This window comes from Pseudomonas sp. NUPR-002 (genome assembly GCF_056322725.1).
In genome coordinates, this window is sequence record NZ_CM150476.1 from 1,511,315 (window position 1) to 1,524,498 (window position 13,184).

Annotated in this window: 10 protein-coding genes; 5 read left to right on the plus strand and 5 right to left on the minus strand. The window is 60.9% G+C overall.

Going from position 1 to position 13,184, the window contains the following annotated elements:
- Positions 1-3: 3 nt before the first annotated feature.
- The 5 genes from ACVWSC_RS07020 to ACVWSC_RS07040 all read right to left on the minus strand — a co-directional run bounded on the left by ACVWSC_RS07020 (position 4) and on the right by ACVWSC_RS07040 (position 5,295).
- A complete protein-coding gene (locus ACVWSC_RS07020) occupies positions 4-756 on the minus strand; it encodes an SDR family NAD(P)-dependent oxidoreductase (RefSeq protein WP_442112668.1) in 753 nt (250 codons plus the stop codon).
- Positions 753-1,175 (minus strand): nuclear transport factor 2 family protein, encoded by a 423-nt coding sequence (locus ACVWSC_RS07025; protein ID WP_442112670.1) that lies wholly within the window; start codon positions 1,173-1,175, stop codon positions 753-755. Before ACVWSC_RS07025 ends, ACVWSC_RS07020 begins: the two co-directional genes overlap by 4 nt.
- Positions 1,176-1,404: 229 nt before the next feature.
- Complete coding sequence (locus ACVWSC_RS07030; protein ID WP_442112672.1) at positions 1,405-1,941, minus strand: BRO-N domain-containing protein; 537 nt, start codon at positions 1,939-1,941, stop codon at positions 1,405-1,407.
- Between the two features lie 353 nt (positions 1,942-2,294).
- The gene (locus tag ACVWSC_RS07035; protein ID WP_442112674.1) at positions 2,295-3,809 is read right to left on the minus strand and encodes a nucleobase:cation symporter-2 family protein; all 1,515 of its coding nucleotides are present in this window, start codon (positions 3,807-3,809) and stop codon (positions 2,295-2,297) included.
- Positions 3,810-3,936: 127 nt separating this feature from the next.
- Positions 3,937-5,295, minus strand: a complete 1,359-nt coding sequence (locus ACVWSC_RS07040; protein WP_442112676.1) for an 8-oxoguanine deaminase — start codon at positions 5,293-5,295, stop codon at positions 3,937-3,939.
- A 700-nt stretch (positions 5,296-5,995) separates the two neighbouring features.
- On the opposite strand from ACVWSC_RS07040, the gene kynU reads away from it, so the two are divergent.
- The 5 genes from kynU to ACVWSC_RS07065 all read left to right on the plus strand — a co-directional run bounded on the left by kynU (position 5,996) and on the right by ACVWSC_RS07065 (position 13,182).
- Complete coding sequence (gene kynU / locus ACVWSC_RS07045; RefSeq protein WP_442112678.1) at positions 5,996-7,240, plus strand: kynureninase; 1,245 nt, start codon at positions 5,996-5,998, stop codon at positions 7,238-7,240.
- Between the two features lie 31 nt (positions 7,241-7,271).
- A complete protein-coding gene (locus ACVWSC_RS07050) occupies positions 7,272-8,687 on the plus strand; it encodes an amino acid permease (RefSeq protein ID WP_442112680.1) in 1,416 nt (471 codons plus the stop codon).
- A gap of 127 nt (positions 8,688-8,814) precedes the next feature.
- Positions 8,815-10,143 carry an OprD family porin gene (locus tag ACVWSC_RS07055; protein WP_442112682.1) on the plus strand — a complete coding sequence of 443 codons (1,329 nt, stop codon included), beginning with the start codon at positions 8,815-8,817 and terminating at the stop codon, positions 10,141-10,143.
- Between the two features lie 119 nt (positions 10,144-10,262).
- The gene (locus ACVWSC_RS07060) at positions 10,263-12,023 is read left to right on the plus strand and encodes an LVIVD repeat-containing protein (protein WP_442112684.1); all 1,761 of its coding nucleotides are present in this window, start codon (positions 10,263-10,265) and stop codon (positions 12,021-12,023) included.
- A gap of 97 nt (positions 12,024-12,120) precedes the next feature.
- Positions 12,121-13,182, plus strand: a complete 1,062-nt coding sequence (locus ACVWSC_RS07065) for a porin (RefSeq protein WP_442112686.1) — start codon at positions 12,121-12,123, stop codon at positions 13,180-13,182.
- Positions 13,183-13,184 lie beyond the last annotated feature (2 nt).

Below are 13,184 nucleotides of genomic sequence, written 5' to 3' on the forward strand. Positions count from 1 at the left end.
TGGCTATTCCTGTCTTGTGGGGGCCAAGCGTCTGCCCAGCGCCAGGCGCCAGCGCGCCGGCAGGGCGCCCAGCAGTCGCAGCACCAAGGTGAACAGGCAAGGGAAGTTGATCTCCAGCGGGCGTCGGGGCAGGCGCTTGATGATGTGCTCTGCGGCGCGCTCGACACTCCACAGTTGGGGCATGGCAAAGTCGTTTCGGCGGGTTAGTGGTGTGTCGACAAAGCCGGGGTTGATCAGCGTGACGTCTATACCCTCGCTGATCAGGTCGATACGCAGTGATTCGATCAGGTAGCGCAGGGCTGCCTTCGATGCGCCATACGCGCCTGCGCGCGGCAGGGCCAGCCAGGTGACCGAGCTGCCGGTGACCACCAGATGCGGGTGTTCGCCGCGACGCAGCAGCGGCAGTGCCGCCGCCAGGCAATGGCTTACCCCGAACAGGTTGGTGCGAACCACTCGTTCGACGAGTGTCGGATCGAAGCGGCCGGGTTCGAGGTACTCACAGGTTCCGGCGTTGAGGATAACCAGGTCGAGTGCGCCCCATGTGCGCGCAATCTGTTCGACGATAGCCGTTACGTGTTCGGGTACATCGACATCACCGATGGCCGCCAATGCCTGCCCTGGGTAGCGCTCCAGCAACAGCGACAGGCTCTCGGCTCGGCGGGCGCCCAAGGCGACCTGATGGCCTTGCTCCAGCAAGCGCGTGGCAAGCGCCGCGCCAATGCCGCTGCTGGTGCCGGTCATCCAGCAGCGGCTCATGCCAGCCTGCCTTTGAGCCAGCGCACCGCGCCGCCCATGATCGGCACGTGCTCGTACAGCAGCGCGCCTGCATCAAAGTAATCCTGATGGAAATAAACCCGCTCTTGCCACCTCAGGAAACTGCAACCCTGCAGGCTGACAGGCTTGCCGTGGGCCAGTCGGGGGTGACGGAAAGCCAGCGACCAACGCAAATAGCCTTGGCCCGGCTGGACTTCGTCGGCACCGGCGAAGGCGTAGCGAATGTCCTGGGCGTGGGCGTAAAGCGCCGCGAAATAAGTGCGAAGGGCTTGCAGGCCATCGATTTGATGCAAAGGGTCACGGAACTGTACATCATCGCTGTACAAGTCTTCGAGGCAATCGAGGCTTTGCCCATCAAGCTTGGCAAAGCGTTCGGCGAAATGTTCCAGGTAAATGGACATCCGAGGCTCCCGATAATCCTGTACAAAATTGAATTTATGTACAAGTTATAGGGAAAGCCTACGACTAAATCTATACAAGTCAACTTCCTTGTATAGATTTTTCCAGCTTTGCGTTACGAACAAAGGTAGGAGCGGGCTTGCCCCGCGATTGCGGTGTATCAGTCACATCTTATCGCGGGGCAAGCCCGCTCCTACAGGTGGTGCAAGACAGTCTCCCACCAGGCGCAGTTCAATCCCCCATCCCCTGCATTCGCAAGCACGCCCGCCAACTCAGCTTGCGCTTCACCGGCGCCACCACAGGCTGTTCCGCCGCCATGACCACCGGAACATCGCGCAAGCGCACCCACGGCTCGCTCTGCCAATACAACAAACTTGCCGTGTGCCCACCCGGCCAGCACATCCGCCCCAGGTGCGGCAGGTCTGCCATCGCCGATTCCTGCCCATCGCGCAACACTGCTACCACCTCGTGGGTCAGCCAGTGCCGCAGGTGGCGGTTTTCCGGAATGTGATGGTGAGCGAGAAGGGTATAGGCACCCGACTCGCTGACCATGGTGGTGGTTTGGTATCGACCGTAGCGCAGCAGCTGCACAGGGCGATGCTGGTCCGGGTCGAGCTTGCGGATGCAGTGTTGGTCGTAGAAGCGTCCGGTCATTCGGCCCAGTTCGTGAGCGCAGAACCAGGCCTGGGATTCCAGCCAGAGGGTATGAAGCGGGCGATTGTGGCGCGTGAAGAGGGTGGGGGCGTGAGCGCACGTCTCGATAGGCATTTACATTACCTCCGTGTAGATCAGCCATTTCAAGGCTGGGTGTCGGGAGCTAAGAAACCCCACACGGTAGGCCGGACGTATTTCCCTTTCAGGTCTTGTATTAGCCCACTCCCGACATAACAGAGTGTTTCATGCGCGCAGCAGTAAACCACACGCACAAAAATGCCGCATCTGTCGGGAGCGGGCTCAGCCGCCGTGGAGGCGTTTCTTAGGCGCCACGAGCGAAGGTAAAAGGGATCGCGCCCAAGGGCAACAAGCAAGGCTGTAGGCTATTTCTGAAATGTGTTCATGCGCATCGACGGACGCTACAGGAAAGCGACGTCTGCACGTCGCGTTCCTGAGCTCAAGGCAGATCAGTGCATCGGCTGGAGCTGCTGACCACGACGTGCCGAGGCCGGCTCGTGCCCTTCCTCGGTCTCGACGATAGGCACTTCGTTGCCGTCATAGTCGTACAGTTTGCCATCGCGGAAAACGTCGCCCTCGATGAGCCCGGCGATATCCCGGTAACGCAGGGTGCGCTCACTCGCAGCAACAAAGACTGACTGCTGGTCGGAGTTGCCCTGACGCAGATGGTTGAACAGCAGGTTCAGCAGGATAGCCATGATCGCGGCGGAGCTGATGCCCGAGTGGAAAATGGTCTCGAACCATGCCGGAAAATGATGGTAGAAGCTCGGCGCGGCAATGGGGATCATGCCGAAGCCGATGGAGGTGGCGACGATGATCAGGTTCATGTTGTTGCGATAGTCGACCTGGGCCAAGGTGCGAATGCCGCTGGCGGCAACGGTGCCGAACAGCACCAGCCCGGCACCGCCGAGCACGGCAGTGGGCACGGCGGCGACCAGGCGTCCCATCACCGGCAGCAGCCCGAGCGTCACCAGAATCAGCCCGGCGGTGGCGACCACATAGCGGCTCTTCACCCCGGTCACCGCAACCAGGCCAACGTTCTGCGCAAATGCACTTTGGGTAAAAGAACCGAACAGCGGCGCCAGCGCGCTGGAGATCATATCGGCGCGCAGGCCGTTGCCAAGGCGCTTGGAGTCGACTTTGGTTTCGATGATCGCGCCTACGGCCAGAATGTCGGCAGAGGTCTCGACCATAGTCACGATAATCACAATCAGCATCGACAGAATGGCGGCGACCTGGAACTGCGGAATACCGTAATGCAACACTTTGGGCAGGGCCACCAGCGGGCCTTCAAAGGTTTGCGAGAAATCGGTCATGCCAACGGCGGTTGCTACCAGGGTGCCAATGACAATCGCCAGCAGAATCGACAGGCGCGAAATGCTCGCGCTGCCCAGTTTGCTGAGCAGCAACACGGTGACCAGGGTAAACGCCGCAAGGCCGATGTTGGCCATGCTGCCGAAATCGGCGGCCTGGCTGTTGCCGCCCATGGCCCAGCGCGCGGTAACCGGCATCAGGGTCAAGCCGATGGTGGTGATGACAATACCTGTCACCAGCGGCGGAAAGTATTTGATGATGCGTGAGAACAGCGGGGTGATTAACAGGCCGATCAACGACGACACGACCACTGCCCCGAACACCACCGACAATCCGCCCGTGCCGTCGCTGCCGATGATGGCAACCATGGTTGCGACACCCGCGAACGATACCCCTTGAACCAGTGGCAGGCGGCAGCCGAAGAAGGGAATGCCCAGCGTCTGCAGCAGAGTCGCCAGGCCACCGGCGAACAGTGATGCGGCAATCAACAAGCCGACCTCGGCAGATGACAGGCCGGCAGCCTGACCGATGATCAGCGGGACTGCGATGATCCCCCCGTACATCGTCAGCACATGCTGCAGGCCATAGGCCAGGTTGGGGCCAATACCGAGGTTCTCGTCTTCAGGACGAGATGAAGCGGGAGATGTCATGGTGAGTAGCTCGCTTTTTTTATAGTGATGCGTCTAACAGCACGGTCTCAGTCGCAGTTGATGCTTCTGTGGGTACAGCAGGTGTTGCGCCGCTGCGCTCAGCATCGAGCGCAGCGGTGTGAAAGGGTCAGTCGCCGCTGACCAGTTGATGGGCCAATTGGTTGTGGCGCTCCAGCACCACGGGCAGGTCGATGGTGGTGATGCGGCCATCCTTGACCACCACCCGACCGTTGATCACGCTGGTATCGACGTGGGTCGGGGTGCAGAACACCAGGGCCGCCAGCGGGTCGTGATGGGCGCCGGCATACGCCACATGGCCCAGGTTGAAGGCGACGAAGTCGGCAATCATGCCCGGTGCCAAAGTGCCGATATCATTACGGTTGAGCACCTTGGCGCCACCCAGCGTGGCGATTTCCAGCGCTTCGCGAGCGGTCATCGCATCAGGGCCAAAACCGACGCGCTGCAGCAGCAGCGCCTGGCGTACTTCACCAATCATGCTTGCCCCATCGTTAGAGGCCGAACCGTCGACCCCCAGGCCTACCGGCACACCGTGGTCGCGCATCTTGCGGATAGGCGCGATCCCCGAGGCCAAGCGCATGTTCGAGCATGGGCAGTGGGCGACCCCGGTGCCGGTACGGGCGAACAGCTCAATGCCGTGCTGGTCGAGTTGAACACAGTGGGCATGCCAGACATCGTGGCCGACCCAGCCCAGGTCTTCGGCGTATTCGGCCGGTGTCATGCCGAACTTCTCGCGGCTGTAGGCGATATCGTTGACGTTCTCTGCAAGGTGCGTGTGCATCGACACACCGTACTGGCGCGCCAGCACTGCAGCTTCACGCATCAGGTCGCGACTGACCGAGAAGGGCGAGCAGGGCGCCACGACCACGCGCAACATCGAGCCATGGCTGGCGTCATGGTAGTCCTCGATCAGGCGCTGGGATTCCTTGAGGATGTCGCTTTCCTTTTCCACCACGGAATCGGGCGGAAGCCCGCCCTGGCTGCGGCCGACACTCATACTCCCGCGTGCGGCGTGGAAACGCATGCCGATTTCTTGCGCCGCATGGATGCTGTCGTCGAGCTTACAGCCGTTGGGGTAGATGTAGAGGTGGTCACTGGAGGTGGTACAGCCAGAGAGAATCAGCTCCGCCATCGCCGTTTGCGTCGATACCGCAATCATCTCAGGGGTGAGCTTTGCCCAGATGGGGTACAGGTTGGTGAGCCAGTTGAACAACTCACCGTCCTGAGCCGCCGGCACTACACGGGTGAGGCTTTGGTACATGTGGTGGTGAGTGTTGACCAAGCCTGGAATGACGACTTTGCCGGCCATGTCCAGAATTTCATCGGCGTGTTGCGGCAGGGTCTCGCTAGGGCCGACCTGCTTGATCACGTTGTCTTCAATGAACATGCCGCCGCGACGGATCTCCCGGCGCTCGCCATCCATGGTGACCAACAGTTCGGCGTTCTTGACCAGTAAAGTTTTTGGCATACGAGTGACTCTCTCGATTGTTGTTCGATTGCAGCTGAATTCGCTTGCAGGCACTGCTGACGGCTACTGTGGCCCGAGCGCAGTTACGCCCACGCGCTGACGCAGCGTGACGGCGCACCACATGAGCGCTGATTAACGCGCAGGCAGATGTCCGCAAAAGCGCGGCCCACGGTTAAAAGCCGAAGCGATTCACGGTGCGTGTGGGGGTGACGGTATTAGGAGGAACGAGTCGTTCTTGCGATGGCTGAAGCCTGTACCGCGGTGAAGGTTGAACGACATTCGAAGAGGGCGCTCGAGCTGATCGAGCTGAAGTGGGTGTTGCATGGCGTAAGACCGTCGCAATATGCATCGGCGATTACCGACGTCATAGGCGTGCGATACTGTAATCAAAAATTCTGGTTTTTGTACACAGAAATAATCGTGGGGTTGGCCGCAAGAGGCGGCCTGTAGCAACTGGATCAAGGACATTGGACTTCCAGACGCGATTGCAGTAACCGCCAAGCGGGAGCGCAACAGGCTCATGTATTACCAAGCGTAATAGCTAAGACCCTTCTTTCTATTTATAGGTAATTCACGGCTGGGGGTAACATCCCTTCCATGCACCGGGATGCGTCGAGCAGCACAGCTGCGAGCCCATGCATGGTTTCGCCGATCAGCGGCCGCCGCTCCTTCCATAAGAACAAGTAATAGAGGAACTCGCATGTCTTTGTCCGTCCCGCTCACCCGTGAGCATTTCGAACGTCTCGATCACGATGATCCCCTGGGCAACTCGCGTGCACAATTTGATCTTCCGGCGGGTGAGATCTATCTCGATGGCAACTCGTTGGGTGCGATGCCCGCTCATGTCCCTGCTCGCATCGAGCGAGTGCTGAAGCAGGAGTGGGCCCACGGCCTGATTCGCTCCTGGAATGACGCCGACTGGTACCCTGCGCCGCAGCGCGCCGGCGGCAAGATCGCCCGGTTGATCGGTGCGGGGACCAATGAGGTGATCGTTGCCGACTCCACCTCCGTCAACCTGTTCAAGGTGCTGGTAGCGGCTATTCGTATGCAGCCAGGCCGCAAGGTGATCCTCGGCGAACGGGGCAACTTTCCGACTGACGTTTATGTCGCCTCCGGCGTGGCCGAGTTGACCGGTTGCGAGCTGCGTTGCGTCGAGCCGGACGAGGTGCTGGCAGCGCTGAACGAAGAGGTCGCAATCCTTTCCCTGACCCATGTGAACTACAAGTCTGGCCGCCGCTACGACATGGCAGCAATCACGGCGCGTGCCCACGAAGTCGGGGCCTTGGTGGTCTGGGATCTGTGCCACTCCGCCGGTGCCATGCCCATTGACTTGAACGGCGCCCAGGCCGACTTCGCCGTCGGTTGTGGCTACAAGTACTTGAACGGCGGCCCTGGTGCGCCGGCGTTCGTGTATGTCGCCGAACGCCACATCCCGCAGGTGCGTCAGCCGCTGACCGGCTGGCACGGGCATGCTCGGCCGTTCGACTTTACCCACGACTACGAGGCGCATCCGACCATCGACCGCATGCTGGTGGGTACCGCTCCACAGTTGGGCATCCTGGCCCTGGAAGCGTCGCTGGAGGTGTTCGACGGCATCGACATGAACGTACTGCGCAACAAGAGCGTCGCGCTCTGTGATCTGTTTATCGAGCTGTGCGACGAACAGTTGGCTGGCCTGGGCGTGACGCTGCGCTCACCGCGCGATGCCGCGCAGCGCGGCAGCCAAGTGTCGCTGGCGCATGCCAATGCCTACCCGGTGATGCAAGCGTTGATCGCCCGCGGGGTGATCGGCGACTTCCGTGCCCCGGACATCCTGCGCTTTGGTTTTGCTCCGCTCTACAACAGCTACGTGGACATCTGGGACAGCGTTCAAGCGCTGCGCGAGGTACTTGCCAGTGGCGAATGGAACGCTCCGCGCTTCATCGCCAGGAAGTCGGTGACCTGATCCCTTCTTGACCAGACCTGAGCACTCGAACATGACAAAAATAACAAGCTCTTTCGATAACTTGGTTCAGCGTGAGCAGGGCCTTAAACAAAGCTTGAGCAGCGGCCAGCTGTCGATGATTGCCATCGGCGGCGCCATTGGCACCGGGCTGTTCCTCGGCAGTGGCTTTGCGATTGGCTTCGCCGGTCCCAGCGTGCTGCTGAGCTATAGCATTGGTGCGCTGATCGCGCTGCTGCTGATGGGTTGCCTGGCGGAAATGACCGTCCGCCACCCGACTTCCGGCTCCTTCGGCTCTTTCGCCGAGTTCTATGTGGCGCCCTGGTTCGGCTTCCTGATTCGCTATGCGTACTGGGCGTCCATCGTATTTGCGGTGGGCACCGAGATCACTGCGGCGGCCATGTACATGAAGTACTGGTTCCCGGACGTGCCGGGCGGCTACTGGATGGTCACATTCTCGGCGGCGCTGGTGTTAAGTAACATCCTCAGCGTCAAGGTCTTCGGTGCAATCGAGTACGTATTCTCTCTGCTCAAGCTGTGCGCCATCGTCGCCTTCATTCTGTTGGGCGCCTGGGTGGTTTATGGCGCGCCGGCGGATTCGTCCATCGGTTTTGCCAACTATACGAATGATCGCGGCTTCTTCCCCAACGGCATGTGGGGCACCTGGGTAGCGGTCATCGTGGCGTTCTTCAGCTACCTCAGCATCGAGATGATCGCGGTGGCAGCCGGGGAGGCCAAGGACCCCAAGCACGCAGTGACCAAGGCCTTTCGCATCACGGTGGTGCGCCTGGTGGTGTTCTACCTGCTGACTATCGCACTTGTCCTGGCGATTTTGCCATGGGGGCAGAACAACGGTGGTCAGAGTCCTTTCGTCACCGTGATGCATGCGACCGGCGTTCCCTATGCTGGCGCGGTGTTCAACGCGGTCATTCTGATCGCGGCGCTGTCGGCGATGAACAGCCAGCTGTACATCACGTCGCGGCTGATGTTCAGCCTGGCGCGAGCTGGCCAGGCGCCGGCGATGTTCGGCCGCGTGAACACTCGGGGCGTGCCGGTGGCGGCGCTGCTGCTGTCGTCGCTGGGGATCGGGCTGGGCACCCTGCTGTACATCGCCTACCCGGAGGATGCCTTCACCCTGATGATGTCGATTGCCATGTTCGGTGCGATGTTCACCTGGGCCGGAATCTTCCTCACCCACCTGTTCTTCCGTCGTCATCAGGACAGTGCGTCCCTGGAGTTCCGTCTGTGGGGCTACCCCTGGACCAGCCTGGCCGGCCTGCTGCTGATGCTGGCGGTGATGCTGACCACGATGTTCACCGAGGAGTTCTCCCTGACGCTGGTCTGTGGCGTGCCCTTCCTGCTGGTGATGGCGCTGATCTACTTCCTGCGCTTTCGCAAGGCCCGTTCCGTCGAGGGTGAGGCACCTAGCCCGCTGCCGATTCGGCGCTGAGTCCAACCCGGCCTGATCTGCCGATCGGGCCGTCGATTCCCTGAACAATTAGTCCCCGGGCGCTTCGCCGTCCGGGTGGGGAGCGGCTTGCCCGCTCACCTCGAGCATTCAGTCGTACGAGGATGATATGCGCGCATTCCGCTCAGCCTTGCCCCTGATTCCTGGCCTGCTGTTCATGCCGGCCCACGCGGCGACGGTGTCCGCCGAAGGCTGGGGCAACCTCGTCGAAGGCAGCCAGCTCAAGCTGTTGTTGCGCAATTCCTACTTCAATCGCAGCAAGCAAGCGGGTCGCCCCGACCAGCGCGACTGGACCCAGGGTATCAACCTGGACTTCACCTCTGGCTTCACCCCCGGCACCCTCGGAGTCGGGGTGGATGCATTCGTCTACCAGGGGCTCAAATTGGATGCCTCGGCGGGCAAGACTGGCACCCGTAACCTGCCGGTGCACGATAACGGCGAGCCGGCCGATGAGTACGCCAAGGGCGGGGCGGCGTTGAAGTTGCGGCTGTCGAAGACCGAGCTCAAGGTCGGCGAGCAGCGCCCGGATACCCCGGTATTTGGCGTCAGCCACTTTCGCATCGTGCCGCAAACCGCAACGGGGCTGACTCTGCGCAGTCGGGAGCGCGACGACCTGGATTTACAGGTCGGCCATTTCACCTCAGCCACCAGCCCGGTAACCACCAATGCCGATGGTGACCTGTGGGCAGTCATGGCCGAAGTCACCACGCCGCGCGCCGACTATGCCGGCGGTACCTGGCAATGGGCGCCGGGGCACTCCCTGGCACTGTACGGCGCAAGATTCGAGGACATCTGGTACCAGGGCTATGCCAGCTTGAATTCGCGATTCGTGCTGAACGACGAGCGCGAAGCGGGGCTGAACCTGACCCTGTACCGGACCACCGAGACCGGCGCGGCGCGCGCCGGCGAGATCGACAACCTGACACTAGGTGCCTCGACCTACCTGCGCCAGGGGAGCCACCGCTTCCTGCTCGGGCTGCAGAAGGTCCGCGGCGACACCCCCTTTGACTACCTCGGTGTGGGCGACAACGACAGCAAAGGTCGTAACGGCAACGACCAAGGGGCCTCCATCTGGCTGCCCAACTCGGCCCAGTTTTCCGACTTCAACGGCCCCCATGAGCGGTCCTGGCAGATTCGCTACGACTATTCGTTCGCGGGCTTGGGGCTGCCTGGCGGCTCGATGATGGTCCGCTACATCCAGGGCGATCAGATCGATGGCAGCGGGATTGCGCTCGGCAGCCCTTACGCCGGGCGCTATGGAGACGACGGCTCGCATCGCGAGACCAACCTGGAATTGCGCTACGTGGTGGCGTCCGGACCGGCCAAGGGGTTGAGCTTTCGGCTGCGCCAAGCCTGGCATCGCGCTGATGCCGGTCAGGGCTCCGGCGACCTCGATGATTTTCGGCTCATCACCGATTACCCGCTGGAGATTTTCTAACGCCTCGCGCAAGGCGGCCTGTGCGCAGGCAATGCGCTCAAAGAAGTTGTTCGGAAAGGATTCCGGGAAAGGTGAAACGCAAAGATTGCCCGATGGGGCACTACCAAACGGAGTAAATAATGAAAACAAAGCTGATCTCTGTTAATCCTGGCAATGCATACAAACGCAGTCGCCTTGCGCTTTCGCTGGCGCTCGCACTGGTCGCCAGCGCGAGCCTGCATGCCCAAGAGCATGCCCCGATGAACATCGTCGACCCCATCGTCAAGCGTCTGACCGAACTGGGACCGGAACGCATTCCGCCGGAACCGGCTCCGGGCAGCTATGGCATGGACAAGGCCACCGGCAAGTTCATCTGGCCGGTAGCCACGCCGTTCTCCCATGAAGGCAAGCCGTTCCCTGGCGAGTTGGATCACTGGGACACCAAGAGCTACATCAAGAACATGAAGGTGGAGGCTTACTACCCGATCGCGGTTGAGCCCTTCCACACGTGGCAGAACATCGTCGACTTCGCTGGCAAGCGCTACCTCTACCAGTACGTGCGCCGCGACCTGAAGATCTTTGATATCACCAATCCCAAAGACGTGAAGGTGCTGCTGTCCAAGGGCGCACCTTGGGGGGTGGAAGGCCCGGGTGAGGAGGTCAACCCGTATCCTGCGGACGACTTCTTCGGCGCCGCGTCGATCCAGTGGAACAAGAAGCTTGGCAAGAACATCATGGTGCAGTCTTTCGAGACCCGCCGTTTCGGCGTGCTGAGCGACAAGTATCGTGAGCCAGACAAGGTCGAAGCCATCCGTAAATCCAAGCACCTCAAGGGCTTCAAGGTTTACGAGATGAATGGCCCGTTGCCCGAGGACTGGAAGCTGATTGCCACTCGTACCACCGACATCGAGCACCCGGATGCGCCAATCGGCGAGCAACAGGGCTCCGGCTCACGCGACATTCCTGCCTACTTCGGCGGCGATGTGATGTATGTGGCGGCTGCACCGAGCGACAACTATGCACTCACCGAGTACCCCAACGATCTGTACAACTCAGGCTATCAGTCCTGGGATATGTCCGATCCGAGCAACCCCAAGCTGCTCGACGTATTGACCGTGCCGGGCCAGATTATCGGCGATCCTGAGCACGAGGCTGTGTTCAAGGCCAACCCGCGCGCTGGCAACCGTGCGTCCTGGATGGGATCACGTGCGTCGCTGTTCATTCCCAAGCCGGTGGAGCAAGGCGGCAAGTACGGTTATGCGGCCATGGGCGGCATGGGCCTGTACGTGGTCGACATCACCGACTCGGCGAACTTGAAGGTGGTCGGCCATCTCGAGTTCCCGGTCAGCGTGGCCGGCACTGAAGGCGACGGCATCGATGTGAGTCAGGTGGAGAAGACAGGCCTGATCTACTTCAGCGGCTACCCGCTGACCGAGGACTGCTACGAGGCGGAAAAGCCGATCTACGCCGTGGATGTTCGCAACCCGACTAAACCGGTGATCAAGCACACCTTGCCGATGCCGACGCCACCGGCCGACGCCGAGTTCACTGACTTCTGCCAGCGCAAGGGCAGCTTCGGTCCGAAGCGCAGTGGCTATTACACCCAGCCTGGGGTATCGCGTGACGGCATCCTGCCGTACGCCTACTACAACGCCGGTGTGCAGGTCTTTGATGTGCGCAACCCAGACAAGCCGACCATCGGTGCCTACTTCGTACCGCCGTACGACACCAAGAACGTAGTGAGCTGGGCCATGGGCAACCTCACCCACGGCACCTACACCGAGTACGACCGCAACCTGATCTGGGTCTTCACCAACCACGGCTTCTATGCGTTGTCGACCCCGTTGCTGGGCGAGCCGAGCTTCGAAGCGCCGAAGAAGATCTGGCCGCCTCGGGACTGATCCACCCCCGCAAGAACCAGTCATACCAATAAAAAACCAGGCCGCGACAGCAGGGGAGTGCTGTCGCGAGCCTCTACTCGTTCTATCGGAGCATGCAATGCGCAAACTTTTACTCATTCTGCCGCTGGTGAGCGGTTACGCCTGCGCGGACATCGCAGACCTTCAAGACGTCTCGGGCATCGACGTTATTGAGCTTTCCGGGGTCATCGACGTCAACTACGAGGTGGCCAAGTCCGGCGGACACACCGAGGAGCGTGCCAACGGCGGCGGCTTGAGCGCCAACCGCCTGCAACTGCACATGCAGGAAGCGGTCACCGACGACCTGTCGCTGAACTGGATTTACCAGGCGCAGTACAACCCGCATTCCGATGATGATATCGGCAAGCGCGAAACCTACTTCGAGGTCATTTCCAAGCGCTGGGGAACGCTGAGCGCAGGCCGCCGGGATACCCCGTCCGCCAACGCCTACGGTTATGCTGACCCGTTGTACAACAACGACTACAGCCTGATCAGTAACGTGATGGTGTTCTACGCGCCGTGGCGTGAAGACGGCTTGCTGATGTACATCAGCCCGCGAATCAATGGTTATGAGTTCCGCGGTGGCGTCTCCAAGGGTGAGGACGATGGCAGCCGCGACGGGCAAGTCATCAGCGTCGCCGTGGATCGCTGGACCGACAGCCCCTGGTACTTTTCAGCTGCTGTGGACCGCAAGTACCAGCGTAACCTGTGGGACAAACACACGATGCAGCAGTCCACCGACGCCTACCTGACCGCGGTGTACAGCATGGGCAAGACCGACCTGTCGGCGGTGTTCCACCGCTACGTGGGCTACTACGCCTACGCGCCCTGGGTGGATTTCGAATCCAACGGCAACGACCTGCAGCTCGGCATGCGCCACAACTTCGGTAACAAACACAATGCCACTGTCAGCTTCATCTACAAGGACGACCGCAAGGATGAAGCACTGAGCGATGCCGCGGCAATCAGCCTCGGTTACATCTACAACTACGACAAAAACATCGACCTCTACGGCGTTTACGCTTACATCCATCACAAGCGGGACAGCGAGATCCGCTATCCGGTCAGTTGGAGCCTGGACAGCCCGCTGCCGAACGAGAACCCGCAAGGCCTGCAACTCGGCGTGCGCATCAAGTTTTAAAG